This is a genomic window from Pseudomonas syringae group sp. J254-4 (genome assembly GCF_032586855.1).
In the GTDB taxonomy this organism is placed as follows: domain Bacteria; phylum Pseudomonadota; class Gammaproteobacteria; order Pseudomonadales; family Pseudomonadaceae; genus Aquipseudomonas; species Aquipseudomonas amygdali.
On record NZ_JAWHOO010000034.1, the window covers coordinates 1 to 17,566 of the forward strand.

At 55.6% G+C, this 17,566-nt stretch carries 16 protein-coding genes; 6 read left to right on the forward strand and 10 right to left on the reverse strand.

From position 1 onward, the window contains the following. Nucleotides 1-220 precede the first annotated feature (220 nt). Both RYB09_RS26035 and RYB09_RS26040 read right to left on the reverse strand, forming a co-directional pair. Nucleotides 221-1,036 (reverse strand): SDR family oxidoreductase, encoded by an 816-nt coding sequence (locus RYB09_RS26035; RefSeq protein WP_054071108.1) that lies wholly within the window; start codon nucleotides 1,034-1,036, stop codon nucleotides 221-223. Between the two features lie 103 nt (nucleotides 1,037-1,139). After that, nucleotides 1,140-1,517: a DUF2784 domain-containing protein gene (locus RYB09_RS26040; RefSeq protein ID WP_316890833.1), complete on the reverse strand. Its 378-nt coding sequence runs from the start codon at nucleotides 1,515-1,517 to the stop codon at nucleotides 1,140-1,142. Nucleotides 1,518-1,831: 314 nt separating this feature from the next. On the opposite strand from RYB09_RS26040, the gene RYB09_RS26045 reads away from it, so the two are divergent. Continuing rightward, entirely contained in the window at nucleotides 1,832-1,990 is a 159-nt protein-coding gene (locus RYB09_RS26045; RefSeq protein WP_002552554.1) for a DUF3309 family protein, read from the forward strand. 105 nt (nucleotides 1,991-2,095) lie between these two features. On the opposite strand, the gene RYB09_RS26050 is transcribed toward RYB09_RS26045, so the two are convergent. From RYB09_RS26050 to RYB09_RS26060, 3 genes are all read right to left on the reverse strand, one after another. Continuing rightward, nucleotides 2,096-3,754: a cation acetate symporter gene (locus RYB09_RS26050; RefSeq protein ID WP_058400151.1), complete on the reverse strand. Its 1,659-nt coding sequence runs from the start codon at nucleotides 3,752-3,754 to the stop codon at nucleotides 2,096-2,098. Continuing rightward, nucleotides 3,751-4,062 carry a DUF485 domain-containing protein gene (locus RYB09_RS26055; RefSeq protein ID WP_002552552.1) on the reverse strand — a complete coding sequence of 104 codons (312 nt, stop codon included), beginning with the start codon at nucleotides 4,060-4,062 and terminating at the stop codon, nucleotides 3,751-3,753. The genes RYB09_RS26050 and RYB09_RS26055 overlap by 4 nt, the downstream gene beginning before the upstream one ends. Nucleotides 4,063-4,298: 236 nt before the next feature. Then, complete coding sequence (locus tag RYB09_RS26060) at nucleotides 4,299-5,153, reverse strand: glycine betaine ABC transporter substrate-binding protein (RefSeq protein ID WP_002552551.1); 855 nt, start codon at nucleotides 5,151-5,153, stop codon at nucleotides 4,299-4,301. Between the two features lie 1,175 nt (nucleotides 5,154-6,328). Between RYB09_RS26060 and RYB09_RS26065 the strand changes: the two genes are divergently transcribed. The 3 genes from RYB09_RS26065 to RYB09_RS26075 all read left to right on the forward strand — a co-directional run bounded on the left by RYB09_RS26065 (nucleotide 6,329) and on the right by RYB09_RS26075 (nucleotide 9,173). Beyond that, nucleotides 6,329-7,627 carry a serine/threonine protein kinase gene (locus tag RYB09_RS26065; RefSeq protein ID WP_316890836.1) on the forward strand — a complete coding sequence of 433 codons (1,299 nt, stop codon included), beginning with the start codon at nucleotides 6,329-6,331 and terminating at the stop codon, nucleotides 7,625-7,627. Continuing rightward, on the forward strand, nucleotides 7,620-8,432 hold the full coding sequence (locus RYB09_RS26070) for a VacJ family lipoprotein (RefSeq protein ID WP_011168082.1): 813 nt from the start codon (nucleotides 7,620-7,622) through the stop codon (nucleotides 8,430-8,432). The genes RYB09_RS26065 and RYB09_RS26070 overlap by 8 nt, the downstream gene beginning before the upstream one ends. Nucleotides 8,433-8,582: 150 nt before the next feature. Beyond that, nucleotides 8,583-9,173, forward strand: coding sequence for a polyribonucleotide nucleotidyltransferase (polynucleotide phosphorylase) (locus tag RYB09_RS26075; RefSeq protein WP_002552548.1), 591 nt, complete (start codon nucleotides 8,583-8,585; stop codon nucleotides 9,171-9,173). A 32-nt stretch (nucleotides 9,174-9,205) separates the two neighbouring features. Here RYB09_RS26075 and RYB09_RS26080 read toward each other — a convergent pair whose 3' ends face one another. After that, on the reverse strand, nucleotides 9,206-10,114 hold the full coding sequence (locus RYB09_RS26080) for a LysR family transcriptional regulator (protein ID WP_316890840.1): 909 nt from the start codon (nucleotides 10,112-10,114) through the stop codon (nucleotides 9,206-9,208). Between the two features lie 110 nt (nucleotides 10,115-10,224). On the opposite strand from RYB09_RS26080, the gene RYB09_RS26085 reads away from it, so the two are divergent. Together RYB09_RS26085 and RYB09_RS26090 are read left to right on the forward strand one after the other, a co-directional pair. After that, the gene (locus tag RYB09_RS26085; RefSeq protein ID WP_316890842.1) at nucleotides 10,225-11,427 is read left to right on the forward strand and encodes an MFS transporter; all 1,203 of its coding nucleotides are present in this window, start codon (nucleotides 10,225-10,227) and stop codon (nucleotides 11,425-11,427) included. 301 nt (nucleotides 11,428-11,728) lie between these two features. Beyond that, nucleotides 11,729-12,805 (forward strand): diguanylate cyclase, encoded by a 1,077-nt coding sequence (locus RYB09_RS26090; protein WP_058400145.1) that lies wholly within the window; start codon nucleotides 11,729-11,731, stop codon nucleotides 12,803-12,805. Between the two features lie 4 nt (nucleotides 12,806-12,809). Here the strand turns inward: RYB09_RS26090 and RYB09_RS26095 are convergent, their stop codons facing one another. From RYB09_RS26095 to RYB09_RS26110, 4 genes are all read right to left on the reverse strand, one after another. Further along, a complete protein-coding gene (locus RYB09_RS26095) occupies nucleotides 12,810-13,682 on the reverse strand; it encodes a hypothetical protein (protein WP_058400144.1) in 873 nt (290 codons plus the stop codon). A 731-nt stretch (nucleotides 13,683-14,413) separates the two neighbouring features. Continuing rightward, nucleotides 14,414-15,133, reverse strand: a complete 720-nt coding sequence (locus tag RYB09_RS26100) for a hypothetical protein (RefSeq protein ID WP_058408822.1) — start codon at nucleotides 15,131-15,133, stop codon at nucleotides 14,414-14,416. A gap of 182 nt (nucleotides 15,134-15,315) precedes the next feature. After that, nucleotides 15,316-15,585 (reverse strand): helix-turn-helix domain-containing protein, encoded by a 270-nt coding sequence (locus RYB09_RS26105; protein WP_316890847.1) that lies wholly within the window; start codon nucleotides 15,583-15,585, stop codon nucleotides 15,316-15,318. Between the two features lie 473 nt (nucleotides 15,586-16,058). Next, the gene (locus RYB09_RS26110) at nucleotides 16,059-17,375 is read right to left on the reverse strand and encodes an MFS transporter (RefSeq protein WP_316890848.1); all 1,317 of its coding nucleotides are present in this window, start codon (nucleotides 17,373-17,375) and stop codon (nucleotides 16,059-16,061) included. Nucleotides 17,376-17,566: the final 191 nt, after the last annotated feature.

A 17,566-nucleotide genomic window follows, 5' to 3' on the forward strand; every position in this document is an offset into this window, starting at 1 on the left:
ATATTTACCCATGACGCCTCCAAAGGTTGCGTCCAACCTTCGGGGGTCATACCACTCCAGCGTGGGAATGCAGGTCGCGACGCTCTGCGTCGCAGGAGGACGCAGAGCGTCCGGAAACGCATGCGACGCGGAGCGTCGCACGATAGTCATATCGTTCCGTACGCTCCAGCGTGGGAGCGTCGCACGATAGTGAGATGCTCGCGTCCGCTTCTGGGCGGCGTCAGGCGTGCCCTTTCTGCGCCTTGGCGCGCATCTTTGCGCACATGACGGTCATTTCGTCATACATCGCCTGTGGCTGTTTGCGCTTCAGGTCCCAGGCCATTCGGCCTTCTTCGTGGGGCAGGATCATGAACTCGCCTTCGGCTACCTGCCTGAAGATGTAGTCGGCAATATCTGCGGCAGTGATCGGTGACTTCTCCAGCAGTCTGCCGATCTGCGCTTTCATGGCAGGTGTCGGGCCTCGAAACGAATCCAGCAGGTTGGTCTGAAAGAACGACGGGCAGACCACATGCACGCCGACGCCCTGATCATGCAGTTCAACCAACAGGCTTTCGGAAAGCGCTACAACCCCTGCCTTGGCGACGTTGTAATTGCTCATGGCCGGGGCCTGCATCAGCGCGGCCATCGACGCAATATTGATGATTTTGCCTTTGCTGGCCTGCAACATAGGCAAAAACGCCTTGCAGCCTTTGACGACGCCCATCAGGTTAATTGCGATCTGCCAGTCCCAGTCTTCCAGTGACAGCTCGTTAAAGAAGCCACCCGACGCCACGCCAGCGTTGTTGACGATGATGTCGATGCCGCCCAGTCGCTCTTCACATGCCTGAGCAAACGCCGTGAGCTGACTGTAATCGCGAACATCGCAACGCTGAACGAACCCGTCACCACCCGCCTCGCGCACCAGCGTCAGGGTCTCCTGCAGACCGGCATCGTTGATGTCAGACAGCGCCAGCCGCCAGCCTTCGCGCGCCCAGCGCAGTGCAATTTCACGACCCAGACCTGAGCCGGCGCCAGTAATCATGATGCGGTTTTGCATAGCCGAGTGCCTTGTGATGTGCAGGAGTTGCCTGAGTGTAATCACAGCCGGGGCCCTATAACCCCACCATCAAGGCGCTGAATGCCTGGAGCAAACCCGCAGCTTATGAATGCCGCACGCGTGATACAAAACGCATCAACAACAGGCCGTACACCGACACATTGACCAACAGCACAATGCCCCCAAGCCACAGCTGTATGCCCGGCGTAAGCCCGGCCGGGTAGATCAGCGGAATCAGATAATGCTCGACGAAGCCGCCGTCATATCCCTGCTCACCGGCTGTGCTGCGCAGTGAGTTTTCCAGCGGTGTCAGCGGGCAATACAGGTGCAGAAACTCGACCGCAGCCCCCCACGCAACTGCCGGAACGTGCAGTAATGCCAGCCACGGCCTGCTCACTACCAGCAGACCGCCGAACAGGACGAATACGATGAACAGTAGATGAAACGCGACCACGGCATCTGCCGTCACTCGATAAAACATCTGCGTACCCTCTGCTGGACTTCAATCAGGTCACCTGTGCAAATCAGCCGAAATTTTTCACGTCGTTTAGTTCAATTATTTTTAAGACTATTTCAGGTATTTTCTGTCAATTGGAACCGAATTATTGTCCGACAAAAACACATCAAGCCCATGATTTTAATGATTTTTTAGATATGTAAGAAATTATTAAAAATAGATGAAACCTTTCTTGAGCGACCGCAGTCGGATGAATCAAGCAGGCAAATTCAATACCGTTGGGTATGAAAGTTTTTACTGCATCTGTTAACTAACTTAAATGAAAGAGGGAACTCATCATGGGCATCGGCACTATTCTTATCATCGTTCTGATTCTGTTGCTGGTTGGCGGTCTGCCGGTATTCCCGCACTCGCGCAGCTGGGGCTACGGTCCGTCGGGCATCATCGGTACTATCCTGGTGATCCTGCTGATTCTGGTATTGCTCGGCAAGATATAACCTGTTGCTTCAAGCAACAGGCAAAAGCCCCGCCTCTCCAGGCGGGGCTTTTTTATGGCCCATGAAAAAGCAGCCCGAAGGCTGCTTCATTTACTGCTTCAGCACTTAGTGCGAAACCGCGCCGCTGGCACCCAGGCCTGTTTGTGACCGGACGAATTGCGGGTAGAACAAGGCGCGCTCGCCCTCTGCCGCTTTCGACTTGTCGGTGATGGAGAAGAACCAGATACCTACGAAGGCGATGGCGATAGAAAACAGCGCCGGGTATTCGTAAGGGAAAATGGCTTTCTCGTGATGCAGGATCTGCACCCAGATGGTTGGCCCCAGGATCATCAGCACCACGGCGCTGATCAGGCCCATCCAGCCGCCAATCATGGCGCCACGGGTGGTCAGGTTTTTCCAGTACATGGAGAGCAGCAGGATCGGGAAGTTGCAGCTTGCAGCGACCGAGAACGCCAGGCCCACCATGAACGCGATGTTCTGACTTTCGAAGGCAATACCCAGAAGGATCGCCACGACCGCCAGCGCAATGGTGGTGATTTTCGAGATACGGATCTCGTCTTTCTCGTTGGCCTTGCCCGCTTTGATCACGCTGGCGTACAGGTCATGGGAGACCGCCGAAGCACCTGCCAGAGTCAGACCGGCAACCACTGCCAGAATGGTGGCGAAGGCGACTGCAGAGATGAAGCCCAGGAACAGGCTGCCACCGACCGCATCGGCCAGGTGAACCGCTGCCATGTTGTTACCGCCCAGCAAGGCACCCGCTGCATCCTTGAACGCCGGGTTGGTGCTGACCAGCAGGATCGCGCCAAAACCGATGATGAAGGTCAGGATGTAGAAGTAGCCGATGAAGCCGGTCGCGTACAGCACAGACTTGCGGGCTTCCTTGGCATCGCTCACGGTGAAGAAGCGCATCAGAATGTGCGGCAGGCCAGCAGTACCGAACATCAGCGCCAGACCCAGCGAGAACGCTGAAATCGGGTCTTTCACCAGACCGCCAGGGCTCATGATCGCTTCACCTTTAGGGTGAACCTTGATCGCCTCGGAGAACAGCATGTTGAAGTCGAAGTTAACGTGCTTCATGACCATCAGGGCCATGAACGACGCACCGGACAGCAACATGACCGCCTTGATGATCTGCACCCAGGTAGTGGCCAGCATGCCGCCGAACAATACGTAAAGGCACATCAGGATACCGACCAGTACCACCGCAACCGTGTAGTCCAGACCGAACAGCAGCTGGATCAGCTTGCCGGCACCGACCATTTGCGCAATCAGGTAGAACGCCACTACCACCAGCGAGCCGCAGGCGGACAAGGTGCGAATCTCTTTTTGCTTGAGGCGATACGACGCAACGTCGGCAAACGTGTATTTACCCAGGTTGCGCAAGCGTTCGGCGATCAGGAACAGAATGATCGGCCAGCCCACCAGGAAGCCGATCGAGTAGATCAGGCCGTCGTAACCGGAGGTGTAGACCAGTGCGGAAATACCCAGAAAGGACGCTGCCGACATGTAATCACCGGCAATTGCCAGACCGTTCTGGAAGCCGGTGATCTTGCCGCCTGCCGAGTAGTAGTCCGATGCGGTCTTGTTCTTTTTCGACGCCCAGTAAGTGATGTACAGCGTGAAGGCGACAAATACCACGAACATGATAATCGCGGCGATGTTCAGGGGTTGCTTCTGCACGGCGCCCGTCAATGCGTCTGCCGCCCAGAGAGTCGGCGCGAATGTGGCCAGGCCAAGTGCTGCTGATAGGCGCCGGATCATTGCTGAGCCTCCTTCAGGATGGCGTTGTTCAGGTCATCGAATTCGCCATTGGCACGGCGAACATAGATGGCGGTCAGCACAAACGCGGAGAGGATAAGCCCTACGCCTATCGGCATTCCCCAGGTAATGGTTGAAGTCGGACTCAACTTGGCCCCCAGAATATGGGGTCCGTACGCAATCAAAAGAATAAAGGCCGCATACAGGCCAAGCATGATCGCCGAGAGAATCCAGGCGAACCGCTCTCTTTTGGATACCAGCTCCTTGAAACGCGGGCTGTTTTGAATCGAGAGGTAAATGCTGTCGTTCATTGTTTTTGTCCTCGCAGCACAGATGAGATGTCACGTAACGCACTTTAGTCGGGTCCTGCGCGCACTCCAGACGACCTTAGTATTAGAACGACATTAGCCGCAGATGAACCTCTTTGCACGGCACAGGTCCGCCATCAGTCAGCCTGTGCAGAAAATACCGTGATCCAGAAACGCCAAAGGCCGTCTGGCGATGGCACCAGACGGCCTTGAAACGGCTTTTGCAGAGGGCTGTAGAACTATTTAGCGGTCCATGCGGCTACCCGATCCGGGTGCTTGGCTACCCAGTCCTTGGCTGCAGCTTCAGGTTTGGCACCGTCCTGAATCGCCAGCATCACCTCTCCGATTTCATCCTTGGATGCCCACTGGAATTTTTTCAGGAAGGCCACGACCTCGGGGGCTTTTTTCTCCAGGCCAAGGCTGGCGACGTTGTCGACGGTTTCAGCTGCACCGTAAACGCCTTTAGGGTCTTCCAGGAAACGCAGTTTCCACTTGGCGAACATCCAGTGCGGTACCCAGCCGGTGACGACGATGGCTTTCTGCGCTTTCTCCGCACGAGTCAGTTCGGCAATCATGCCTGCTCCGGAACTCGCCTGCAGTTTGTAGCCGTCCAGACCATAGTCCTTGATGGCCTGGTCCGTCTTGAGCATGACCCCTGAACCTGCATCGATCCCGGTGATCTTCTTGTTGAAGGAAGCATCGGTCTTGAGGTCTTCGATGGTCTTGGCTTTCACGTATTCAGGCACGATCAGGCCGATCTTGGCGTCCTTGAAGTTGGGCCCGTAGTTGACGACCTGATCCTTGTACTTGGTGTAGTACTCGCCGTGGGTGCCCGGAAGCCAGGCAGACAACATCAGGTCGAGCTTGTCGGTGGCCACGGCCTGCCACATGATCCCGGCCGCGACCGATTGCAGTTTGACGTCGTAGCCAAGCTTCTGCTTGATCACTTCGGAAGCCACGAAGGTGGTGGCGACGCTGTCGGACCAGCCTTCCACATAGCCGATGGTCAGGGTCTTGGTTTCAGCAATCGCCAGCGTGGAGCTGACAGCAAGCACCAGAGCGGCACCCGCCCCCAGTATTTTTCGCATCATCATTGTCGCTTCCCCGGAAGTCTGCACCGACGGTTGTCGGCACTGGTTAACGTTGTTTTCAAGACCGCACCCACGCCCGGCTTTGGGGCACGCTGCGCCCTGCACGTTTTGATCGCTGCCACGCGCAGTGACACGCACCGCAACGCCACCTTGATCATCGACTTGCTGCGCAAGCAGACATGCTCTGTCTGCGACACCGGGACAACGGGAAACGACAACAACGAGCCATCAGCGACAACGCCCACCTAAAAACGTCTTGCCCGACCCTGCCTGTACCTTTCAGAACGGTTTGCGTACGCGCCCCACACACACATCGATACGATCGTCGTATAGACGCAGGAGATCTGCGGCGCACCACCCTGTCTCATTCAGCAAAGGAAACAGGATGTGTTACCGCAGCCTCGTGAACCACGCTTCGAACGGGTAACACGGAAACATTTTTAACGGCGTCAGGCCCGCATGAGCGATGCCAATAATCGTAAGCTTATGATTTAAAAGCACTTTAGAAAGTTGGCACAGCTTCTGCTATCTCTCTTGTACAACAAAAACAAGAAACGAAGCGGCAAACCAATAAGAACAAGACGTAACGGCTCTGACATAACAAGAACAAAACGGACAGAGGCGCAGCTAACAGATTTTTTTGGAGTGGATCAGCTTTACAGGGACCTTTCGGTGAAGGGCCTCGCGACCGGACAGAGAACAATAAAACTACCTTCAGGTAGCTCCCGAACCGGTGGGATCACGATGTTGTGCAGACAGGTGATTAAAGCGAGTCAGCGCTCAAAAAAATACGTTTGCTCTTGACCCCGAATGGGGGTCGCCCAACAACGCTGTAAAGGGACTGGCCATCAACAACAATAACAGGCCGCCCTACAACAATAAAAAGAGCAGGTAAAACACATTGGAGGAGAGCTACGGCTCTCCTTTGTGTTTTTCGTCCCCAGGAAGCTGAAGCGTAGCGGCATGTAGCGGCAGTCAGCCCCCCGCTTGCATGATCAAAGTGCGCCAATCTACGTCGCCTGCGAAAAATAAACCGCATAACTGCATTGCAAATTCCAAAGAACGTGTATTGTTCCGTCATAATTTACACGGTTAACCGGTGGATGCGGCACTTTGGCACTACACCTTGGTCATAGCCTGCGTATCTCATCAGCACTTCTTTCCCAAGGGATTTAGTCATGCTCCGTTTTCTGCGCTTCGCTACCGTTATAGGTGGCTTGTGTTTAAGTGCGTCCGCTCTGGCAACCACCGTCGACTCTGCCACCTATGGCTACCCGCTGACTAATCCGTTTGAAGCGACCATTGCGACCACCCCGCCCGATCTGCGCCCTGATCTGCCTGACGATGAAGACATCGATCAGGACGTCTACACCCTGAACCTGCATCCCGAGCGCGAATTCACCCTACCGGACAACTTCTGGGCGGTAAAAAAGCTGCACTATCGCCTGGCGAAGCAGGACCACGCTGCCCCGCTGATTTTCCTGATCGCCGGCACCGGCGCGCCGTATAACAGCACCATCAATGAATTCCTGAAAAAGCTCTATTACGGCGCGGGCTACCACGTCGTGCAGCTGTCTTCGCCCACCAGCTACGACTTCATGAGTTCGGCATCGCGCTTTGCCACTCCTGGCGTGTCCACCGACGACGCAGAAGACATTTATCGCGTCATGCAGGCCATTCGTGCCCAGCAGGCGCAACTGCCGGTGACCGACTATTACCTGACCGGTTACAGCCTCGGCGCACTGAATGCCGCCTTCGTCAGCAAGCTGGATGAAACCCGCCGCAGCTTCAACTTCAAGAAAGTGCTGCTGCTCAACCCGCCGGTCAACCTTTACACCTCGATCAGCAACCTCGACAAACTGGTGCAGACCAACGTCAAGGGCATCAACAACACCACCACGTTCTATGAACTGGTGCTGGCCAAGCTGACCCGTTACTTCCGGCAAAAGGGTTACATCGACCTTAACGATGCACTGCTGTTCGACTTCCAGCAGTCCAAGCAGCATTTGACCAACGAGCAGATGGCGATGCTGATCGGTACCTCGTTCCGCTTCTCGTCTGCCGACATCGCGTTCACCTCGGACCTGATCAACCGCCGCGGTCTGATCACGCCACCGAAATTCCCTATTTCTGAAGGCACCAGCCTGCCGCCGTTCCTCAAGCGTGCCCTGCAATGCGACTTCGATTGCTACCTGACCGAACAGGTCATTCCGATGTGGCGCGCCCGCACTGACGGCGGTAGCCTGCTGCAGCTGGTCGATCAGGTCAGCCTTTACGCCCTCAAGGATTACCTGCACAGCAACACCAAGATTGCCGTCATGCACAACGCTGACGATGTGATTCTGGGCTCGGGTGATCTGGGCTTCCTGCGCAAGACCTTCGGGGATCGTCTGACCGTTTATCCGTACGGCGGGCATTGCGGCAACCTTAATTACCGCGTCAACACCGACGCCATGCTGGAGTTTTTCCGTGGCTAAACGTCTTTTACTTCTTGCCGCTCTGCTCTGTGCCGGCACAGTCCAGGCCGCTGACGCGGATACCAGCAACAAGGCTCAGCACCCGGCCACTGTGGCCCGTCAGACCGATGCTGACGGTTTCACTCAGCCGCTGAAGTCACTGCAATTCAACCCGGGGCTGGATCAGCGTGAGTTCGAGCGCGCCTCCATCAACGCGCTGGAAGTCTACGACCCGCTGGAATCCTGGAACCGTCGGGTGTACCACTTCAACTACCGCTTTGATGAATGGGTGTTCCTGCCGGTCGTGGACGGCTATCGCTACATCACACCCGGCTTCGTGCGCAGCGGCGTGAGCAACTTTTTCAGTAACCTGGGCGACATCTCCAACCTGCTGAACAGCCTGCTGCAGTTCAAGGGCGAGCGTTCGCTGGACACCACCGGCCGTCTGCTGCTCAACACCACCATCGGCATCGCCGGTCTGTGGGACCCGGCGACCATGATGGGGCTACCGCGCCAGAGCGAAGACTTCGGTCAGACGCTGGGCTTCTATGGTGTTCCCGCCGGCCCTTATCTGGTGTTGCCATTGTTCGGCCCATCGAACCTGCGTGACACTGGCGGCATGCTGTTCGACTACACGGCTGAAAACCAGATCAACTTCCTGAACGTTGCCGAAGTCAGCGACGACCATCCGGAAATCACCGTGCTGCGTGCGATTGACCGCCGGTATGTCACAAGCTTCCGCTATGGCCAGCTGAACTCGCCATTCGAGTACGAGAAGGTGCGTTACGTCTATACCGAGTCGCGCAAACTGCAGATCGCCGAATAAGCGAAACGCAGCAAAAGGACGGCCAGCCAGAGTGATCTTGCTGGTCGTTTTTTTATGGGCACTTTTACCTGCCGGGCAACTCACATTCCTCGGGCACACAGGCCTCGATCCATTTACTCGATCCATTTAACAGACAAAAAAGGAATTTCCATGCGGTCTTTCGGTTTCAAGGCAATCGTTGTGTGTGTCGCGCTGGCAGCCTGCCAGAGCATGGTCAGCGTTCAGGCCGCGACCAAGCCCCAAGCGGCTGCGCCTGCCGCCGCTGCGGTACAAAAGGCTTCGTTGCTGGGTGGCAAACTGGCGTTTACCATTCCTGCGGGCTACGTGCAGGGCGAGATGCCCGAGATTGACGCGAAGGCCAAGGCTCAGGGGGTAACGGGTGCGCTTTACACCAACGCCGCTGAAAAGCGCGTGCTGATCGTTACCGAGACGCCTATGCCAATGGGCGTGCAGGCCAGCGACAACGACGGCGTAGTGCTTGATGGCCTGGTCACCGGGATACTTGCCCAGCAGAGTACCGGCTACAAAGACTTCAAAAAGCTGGGTGACAAAAAGATCGTCAAGAAGAACGGTCTGGGTGTGCGGCAGCTGGATACCTCGGCGACCATGAGCGACGCCCAGGTTCTGAGCACATCGATCATTGCCGCTTCGGGTGCCCGCGCAGCCGTGCTCAATGTGGTCTCCAACGCGAAGAACCCGAAAGAGCACGCAGCACTGGTGAAAGCCGTCATAGGCGAATGATTCGAGCATCGGGTGGCTCTGACCAGCGTGGCTTAATCCACCCGCAACGCCTCTGACAATCGCTCGACCAGCGCCTGCACCTTGGGCAATGACTCGCGGTTGCGCGGCCAAGCCAGATGCAGCGCCAAACCGTCAGTGGCCAGTTGTGGAAGGATCTCCACCAGCTCGCCACGCTTCAACTGCTCCCTGATCAGCCAGGTTGCCAACTGAGCAATGCCCCACGCCGAAGTCACCGCAGCCACCTGGGCTTCGCCGTTGCCGATAACCAGTCGCGCTTCGACAGCGCGCGCCTCCCGCTGCCCTTGGTCGTCAACAAACAACCAAGGGCTGGTGCTGCCATCGCCACGACCAAACAGAATGCACGCGTGACTGGCGAGGTCCTCGAACGTCGTCGGTACGCCGTAGCGCTCCAGATAAGCCGGTGCCGCACAGAAGATCACCCGTTCGGTGCCCAGGTAACGGTGCGCCACGCCCGCTGGCCAGACAGGTGGACCGCCGATGCGCACGGCCAGGTCGATACCTTCCTCAAGAATGTCGACGAAACGATCAGTGAAGGTTATCCGCGGGCGCAGCTTGTGATGCTGCCCGGTGAAGGCGAGGATCAGCGGCAGCGCGTGCAAACGACCAAAGGTCGCAGGCAGATCGATACGCAATTGTCCGGCAGGTTCTGTGCGCTGCGCCGCCAATGCGGTTTCGGCAGCCTCCAGATCGGCAAGCATGCGCGTGCACACAGCGTGATAGGCCGCCCCCTCCTCGGTCAGCGCCAGACTTCGGGTAGTGCGCTCGAACAGACGCATGCCCAGGCGGCTCTCCAGGCGTGCAACGCTTTTGCTGACTGCGGAATTGGTCAGACTCAAGCGGTCAGCGGCTGCCGTAAAGCTCCCTGCATTGGCAACGGCGACAAACGTTTCGATGCCCTTGAGGCGGTCGGTGGACAGCACGTGGATTACCCATTAGTGAATTCAATTCCGCAATGTAATGAATATTTGCCAAAGATAGGAATCATTTTCTGCAATAAGCTGGCGAACTTATTTTTTCATGGGTTCGTATCATGCCGTCTCTGGAAACTGCCGCCTCCGGCACCAAGAGCGAAAGCTCGACCGATGCAGGCTTGTCCATCGCGATTCTGGCGCTGGCTGGCTTCGTAATCGTTACCACCGAATTTCTCATCATAGGACTGCTGCCTTCACTGGCCCGCGATCTGGGAATTTCTATTTCTACAGCCGGTTTGCTGGTTACGCTATTCGCCTTCACCGTGATGCTGTTTGGCCCGCCGCTGACAGCCATGCTTTCGCACCTGGACCGCAAGCGTACGTTCATCGTCATCCTGCTGATCTTCGCGGCCTCCAACGCTCTGGCTGCGGTGTCGAGCAACATCTGGGTGCTGGCACTGGCGCGATTCATTCCGGCACTGGCGCTGCCTGTGTTCTGGGGTACCGCCAGTGAAACCGCAAGCCTGCTGGCCGGACCGAAGCGCGCCGGCAAGGCAGTGGCGCAGGTCTACCTCGGTATCTCCGCCGCCATGCTGTTCGGTATCCCGCTGGGCACCGTATTTGCCGATGCAGTGGGCTGGCGCGGCGCGTTCTGGGCGCTGACGCTGCTGTCTGCATTAATGGCAGTGTTACTGGCGTTGTCGATGCCACGCATTGAACCTACCGCAAAGGTCGGCCTCGCCGAGCAGGCAAAAATCCTGCGTGATCCGCTGTTCCTCGCCAACTTGCTGCTGTCCATCTTGCTGTTCACTGCCATGTTCGGGGCTTATACCTACCTGGCAGATACACTGGAACGCATCGCAGGTATCGAGTCGGCTCAAGTGGGCTGGTGGTTGATGGGCTTTGGTGCAGTCGGCCTGATCGGCAATGCGCTGGGCGGCCGTTATGTAGACCGTAGCCCGCTGGGTTCGACCATGGCCTTTGCGCTGCTGCTCGCACTGGGCATGACCGCAAGCGTACCCGCCGCAGGCTCGATGCCGCTGCTGGCCGTGGTGCTGGTGATTTGGGGCATTGCTCACACGGCGTTGTTCCCTATCTGTCAGATCAGGGTGATGAAAGCGGCACCGCAGGCCCAAGCATTGGCAGGAACCTTGAATGTCTCGGCGGCCAATGCAGGTATAGGTCTGGGATCAATCATTGGCGGCCTGACCATTGAGCATCTGGGCCTGAATGCGGTGGGGTATGTCGCAGCCGTCGTTGCGTTACTGGCCATTGCAGTTGCCTGGATGACCGGGATTCAGAAAAACAAGGCCGGCGCATAAACTGGCCCGGCTCGATTAGCCGGATATCACCGGGCAGTACTTTTGCAACGACGCAACTACACTGCCCGGTTATTCCAGAGTGCCGCTGCTGGTATGTTTCGTCATATTTTTGAACCTGTTTCCTGGCTGTTTTTGTCAGTTAATTGACTCCGAAACAGGCAAGCCTTCCCGATGTGCAGCTAATTGACACTGCACTGCAAAATGCTCTTCCCATGACACTGGCGAACGCTCAAACTCCAGCCTTTCGGTCAAGGAGTCATGGTTTCTGACCGATTCAAGACGTTATGTCCGGTAAGGAACTATGAGCTCATATCACCGCAAGGGACTGGCATTCGCCAAGCGGATCTACGCGCCGAGATCACTCGGTGTCAGCGTTGGCTTTATTACTGTCGCTGTGTCTTTGTATTACGTGAATGCTGCACACTGGCTTTGGACACTGGCGCTGCTCAATGCCCTGATCTGGCCGCATGTTGCTTACCAGATTGCGAAAAAATCGCGCGAACCCTATCAGGCTGAATGGCGCAATCTACTCTTCGACTCGCTGATGGGCGGGTTCTGGATTGGCGCGATGGGCTTCAGTGCCGTGCCCAGCGTTACGGTCATCGCAATGATGGCCATGCATAACATGGCTGCTGCCGGGCCACGCCTGATGCTGCAAGGCTTGTGCGCACAGGCGCTGGGGGTGCTGATCTCGCTTGCCGTGCTTAACCCCGTAGTCAATCTGCATGGCAACATTGCACAGATCTACGCCTGCCTTCCCGTCCTGGTGATTTACCCTATTTTCATCGGCTGGATGAGCCATCAGGTCACCCTGAAGCTCTGGGAGCATCGCAACATCCTGCGCAAAATAAGCCGTACCGACAGCCTCACCGGACTGCTCAATCATGGCGCATGGAAAGACCTGCTTGATCTGGAGTACGCAAAAAGCCAGAACCAGCATCAGCAGTGCGTCATCGCACTGATCGACATTGACCATTTCAAGGTCATCAACGATACCTACGGCCACCTCATGGGCGACACCGTGCTGCAGAACATCAGCGAAGCACTGATGGAAAACCTGCGGGACTCGGATTTGATCGGACGTTGTGGCGGAGATGAGTTCTGCGTCATTCTGCCGGACACCCGCTTGTTTCAAGCGAGGGAAATCCTGGAGCGCACGCGTCTGGCGATAGATGAAATGACCTACTCTCTGCAGCGCGATCTCAAGGTCAGCCTGAGTATCGGCATAGCCGCCTATTCTCCTGAACTGCCGGACGCTTCATCCTGGTTGCACGAAGCAGACAAGGCGCTGTACCTCGCCAAAAGCACCGGTCGCAACTGCGTGGCCAGCGCTCAGGATATGCCGTCAGAGCTCCAGCCACTGAGTGCCGATGCCTGACCGGTCAACGCCGGTTCTTGAACAGGACGTCAAACAGGGATGAGAAGTTCTTGATGCCCATCGCCTTCATGAACGAGTTGCGCATGTCTTCTCGCAGGCTTTCCAGGGTGATTTCCTTGGGTTTTGCGGTTTTTTGAGCGGGGATGCCTGTTTCCCGAATGTCACCCTCGCCAGGGGCGTACTTTTCCTTTGACAGAGTTCTAATGTAGTCGTTTTTCTGGCTTTTATAGGTAGCATAGTCAGGTCCAAGTTGCTGGTCCCTTTCCCCCGACGTCGAAAAACGATTGATGACTTTTTCCATGAACTCAAAGTGGTTGTGACCAAGGGCACCGTAGTCTTTGTCCGTGATAAAACGAATAAAACCCTGATCCAGCCGTGTCGTTGTTAAAGCGCTTCCCTCACTAATACGCTTGGCCGTCGCCGCATTTGTATCTGTAAAACTGTAAAAGACCTTGTGCCCTTCCATGTCATAGGTCTTGCCTTGGTTATGACGAGACCAGATCCTTCCATCGTCTTTCTCCCTGTAGGATGCCAGCCCAAACGCCAAGTCATCGACGTAGAAAAGATCAGCCCCCTGATCTCTGGCCCACTCATAAACCTCGCCAAGAAGCCTCCGGTCATCCCGTGTTAAAAAAGAGGTTTCAGGCATGGACGTGCCGCACTCTGCCTTACCCAGCATGGGTGCTGGAAATTTAGGGTCTGTCAGTCCGAAAATTCTCTGCTTGAGAATCGCCCCGCCACTGATTGTCACGGAGGGGTCCAGAAAGTTTGTATGACTGGATGAGTTAGCAAGAACGGGTATTTTTTTAGAGGCTATTTTTTCATCGAGTTGCCTTGCTGTTACCAGCGCTTCTATTCCAGAGCTGATTACCCGCATAAAGTGGACTCCTGGCCTATAGAACCCCTGACGTTTATCGTCAGGGGTCGACAATCAATACGTTAAATGAAAGGTGACTGTTTCCGCCCCCAACGGCTTACTTTGCCAAGGTCCACTTTCAGCGTTGTGCCGAATGATCACATCCGACGCGTAGCTAAAACCGAGATTATTGAAGAGCTCAGTACTACCTGGAGCGCCAGGAATAATAGTTACACAATCGATATCGTGCACACCCGTGGTTCGAAAGCAAAGATTGGCGCGCTCACCTTTACTGTCCGGAAATGATGTCGCCGTCCATGAGATTTTCCGCAATCGGGAGTTATTGGCCGCCCCGCGAGGGTAATCGGACAATCTCAACTGGTGCCTGGAGAATGCATTATGCCCAGGTCCGTTTATAGTCGTAGGTGTTCTTGTAGTTGTCACCGAGTAATCTGCAGCCTGACTGGCCGAAGACAAAAACAACAGCAACAGCAACAGAGGTACTATTTTTTTCATAACACTTTTCCCAATGATTTATCATTAAAAACACGCGGCATTTGCGATTCTTCTTACTACTCTTTTATTGTATAAGCCACTGATAAAAACATGCGGTATTTAATGCTACGCCTTCAAAAAGCTCGAAAAAATTTAAAACCATTACTGAAAAAATCGTAAACCCCGAACAGCTTTATATATCCATATCAAATACTTTTCAGAAAAAGCCTTAGCCCGTGGACATCCAGGGCGGGTTCTCAATCAATCGAAAACTCAAAAAAGGAAAGATTTTCCAACAGCCATGCAGGGGTATGCACTTCAAGCAGTGCGCTAATGGGCTGCTCCATGATCAACTTGCCGTAGAGGGTTTCTTCCTGCTCCAGATGGGCAAGCTGGGTGGCGCGATAATTGAGCGGGTAGATGCTCTTTTCGATCGGCAGTAATCGGTCGAAGTGTTCGAGCAGGCCGTGGAAGACGATTCGTCGCTCGACCGTGTTCCGTGTGGTGGCAATGAGTTTGACGAAGTACTCACTGTCCTGGTGCCGCAGTGCTTCACCGGCAGTGTAACGCTCGACCAGCGTGTGCAGCGATTCGTCATCGAACACGATGCAACACAGGTCTTCGCGCAACAGGCCTTTGAACGGGTTGTCGACCGCTGGCCGGCGGCCGTGCAAGCCCAGGATGAACTGTACAGCCTGCTCGGCCAGCCACTTGCGCTTGCGCCCCTCAAGCCGCTCGACCTCTTCGATCAACGGGGCCTGGCGTCCATGCGAACGAACCTGTCGGCAGAGCTTGGCAAACAGGCCAACGGGGCCGGACAGTTTTTTCTGTTGCTCGGCAAGTTGCGTTACCGAAAGTGCCGACTGCCGGGTTGCCAGGCGATGGAAGTCTGTTGTGAGATTCAAACCGGGCCGATGCGGATCCAGCCGCAATGACTGATCGGACTCAGAACGGCCCCGAACAAAACAAACAGTCATGATTGCTCCTTTTTATTTTTTACGGTTTGCCGTAAGGACGGACTTTAGAACCATCTGTTCCGGGCAACCAGATAGCCGACCACCGGAAATCAACCGTAGTGCAATAGTGAAATTATTGACCTTGGGGCACTGCCCCGATAACGCTGATCGCCCTGACAAGATGTGTTCTGTGACAAGACACATTATGTATGTGCTGACTCGTTGCGCAATCCGACAGATGTAGGGGGTCGGTTACTTTTTCCCGGAAGCCATAAAGAAACACAACGCGCCATGAGCTCGACACGGGTCTTTACACGGCTCTTTCTTAGTAGCGAAGACACGTGATCGCGAGCCGTATAGTCACTGATACGGAGCTGCCTGGCGATTTCCTTATTCGTACAGCCCTGCAACAGCAGGCCAAGAACCTCTTGCTCTCTCATTGTCACCTCCATGCTACTTCCCCTTGCCATCATTTTGCCCTAAAGCAAATTTGTAGGATGTTTCATACACACGTCTTCCATGACCTAAAAAGTAAATCGGCACAGAAACCATTTTATTTAGTATTGTTTTTTATTAAATCCGAATAGAAACCAAAATCCTGCCAAAAACAAAGACCTGTGAGAATAATCATGAAGCAATAAACTATTAAAGAAATCTCCTACAGAAAATACAGAACAATTACCTCTATCAATTTAACGAAATCACAAATAACCCACCAATCGAGGCACGTCGGAATCGTGGCAGCCAACAGCACACCAGCTCAGTAAATAAAAATAATATAGAGGGGCGCAAGATAGACTTGAGCAAACAGAATTACAATCACTTGTTACAATTGACCGCGCCTGACTTGAAGAACTTTCTTGATGTTTTTCATTTGCGCAAACCGCCCATATAGATGAGCGGCTGCTTGCGAGAAAGAGGCGCGCCAGCAGGAACAGGCTTGATGCTAACCGTTTCGGCCGGCTGCCAGGTCATCTACCACCACACACCGGCGCAAGCCGAATACTGCAGCGGTCGTCAGACCCACAATTCCCATGACCAGGCTGTAGAGCACACAAACCCAGATATTCCAGGGCATCAGCGCGATGAGCAGCAATGGCGTGGTACTCGCCCAAAAAGCGTAGGCGATGTTGTAAGTGAACGAGATGCCAGACACACGAATGTTCGCAGGGAACAGTCCGACCATCACCGAAGGCACCACGCCGACAACCCCGCAGGCCAGCCCTGCGATGGCGTAGGCGATACCCAGCGGCATCCATTGCTGGATGAGACTGGCGTAAAGCACGCCTATACCCAGCGGCAGCAGCAGGCTGTAGATGATGATGCCGCGCCACGCACCGATGCGGTCAACCAGCATGCCTGCCAACACGCAGCCGATATTGAGGAAGACGATGCCCACCGCACTCAGGGCAAACGTAGTGCTCGCGCTGATGCCGAAGCGCTGCTGCATGACCGTCGGCGTGATCACCACCAGCACGACCACTGCGGAGGTCAGCACAAACGTCAGCAGTGCGGCAGGCAGCAAGGATTGGCGATGATCGCGCAGGACCTGGCCAAGCGGCAGTGCAGGCAGGTTTTCACGCTGGGCGTGCATGGCGATAAACACTGGCGTTTCGTTCAGCCAGCGGCGTAACCAGACGCCCACGACGCCGAAAACACCGCCCAGCAGAAACGGAATACGCCACGCCCAGTCAAGAATCTCACCCGGGCTGAAGACCCTTGCCAGCCATGTTGCGGTCAGCGCACCGAGCAGGTATCCAAACGTCAGGCCGGCTTGCAACACCCCGAGTGCGTAGCCGCGATGCCCCTGGGGTGCGTGCTCTGCCACGAAGACCCAGGCACTGGGTACTTCGCCGCCGACCGCTGCGCCTTGCAGAATGCGTAACGCCAGCAACACCAGTGGTGCCCAGTAACCAATCTGTGCGTAGGTGGGCATGACGCCGATCAGCAGACAAGGCAGGGCCATCATCAGAATACTCAGGCTGAACACCCGCTTGCGTCCCAGCCGGTCGGCAAAATGCGCCATCAGAATGCCGCCCAGCGGGCGTGCGAGATAGCCTGTCACGAAGATCCCGAAGCTTTGCAGCAGACGCAGCCACTCGGGCATGTCGGGCGGGAAAAACAGCTGGCTGAGGGTCAGCGCGAAGAATACGAAGATGATGAAGTCGTAGATTTCCAGCGCGCCACCCAGCGCCGCAAGACTCAGAGTCTTGTAGTCGCCTTTGGTGAAAGGTTGCGGAGTGGATTGAACGATGGCCGTCATGAAGCCCCCGAAACATGGCTGAAAAAAGCGCCTGGCGCTCACAGGGCGCGAAGAATAGCAAAGCTTGCGGGCGCACTGATACGGAGCTGAGGCCTGTAGCGGGAACGATGATCGCAACTATCGTGCGGCGCTCCGCGTCGCATGCCGTTTCTGGACGCTCCGCGTCCTCTTGACGACGCAGAGCGTCGTGA

Excerpts from the sequence above, each read along its gene's own strand:
- RYB09_RS26035 (WP_054071108.1), bottom strand. The coding sequence starts at position 1,036 with ATGCAAAACCGCATCATGATTACTGGCGCCGGCTCAGGTCTGGGTCGT.
- RYB09_RS26040 (WP_316890833.1), bottom strand. The coding sequence starts at position 1,517 with ATGTTTTATCGAGTGACGGCAGATGCCGTGGTCGCGTTTCATCTACTG.
- RYB09_RS26045 (WP_002552554.1), top strand. The coding sequence starts at position 1,832 with ATGGGCATCGGCACTATTCTTATCATCGTTCTGATTCTGTTGCTGGTT.
- RYB09_RS26050 (WP_058400151.1), bottom strand. The coding sequence starts at position 3,754 with ATGATCCGGCGCCTATCAGCAGCACTTGGCCTGGCCACATTCGCGCCG.
- RYB09_RS26055 (WP_002552552.1), bottom strand. The coding sequence starts at position 4,062 with ATGAACGACAGCATTTACCTCTCGATTCAAAACAGCCCGCGTTTCAAG.
- RYB09_RS26060 (WP_002552551.1), bottom strand. The coding sequence starts at position 5,153 with ATGATGATGCGAAAAATACTGGGGGCGGGTGCCGCTCTGGTGCTTGCT.
- RYB09_RS26065 (WP_316890836.1), top strand. The coding sequence starts at position 6,329 with ATGCTCCGTTTTCTGCGCTTCGCTACCGTTATAGGTGGCTTGTGTTTA.
- RYB09_RS26075 (WP_002552548.1), top strand. The coding sequence starts at position 8,583 with ATGCGGTCTTTCGGTTTCAAGGCAATCGTTGTGTGTGTCGCGCTGGCA.
- RYB09_RS26085 (WP_316890842.1), top strand. The coding sequence starts at position 10,225 with ATGCCGTCTCTGGAAACTGCCGCCTCCGGCACCAAGAGCGAAAGCTCG.
- RYB09_RS26090 (WP_058400145.1), top strand. The coding sequence starts at position 11,729 with ATGAGCTCATATCACCGCAAGGGACTGGCATTCGCCAAGCGGATCTAC.
- RYB09_RS26095 (WP_058400144.1), bottom strand. The coding sequence starts at position 13,682 with ATGCGGGTAATCAGCTCTGGAATAGAAGCGCTGGTAACAGCAAGGCAA.
- RYB09_RS26100 (WP_058408822.1), bottom strand. The coding sequence starts at position 15,133 with ATGACTGTTTGTTTTGTTCGGGGCCGTTCTGAGTCCGATCAGTCATTG.
- RYB09_RS26105 (WP_316890847.1), bottom strand. The coding sequence starts at position 15,585 with ATGATGGCAAGGGGAAGTAGCATGGAGGTGACAATGAGAGAGCAAGAG.
- RYB09_RS26110 (WP_316890848.1), bottom strand. The coding sequence starts at position 17,375 with ATGACGGCCATCGTTCAATCCACTCCGCAACCTTTCACCAAAGGCGAC.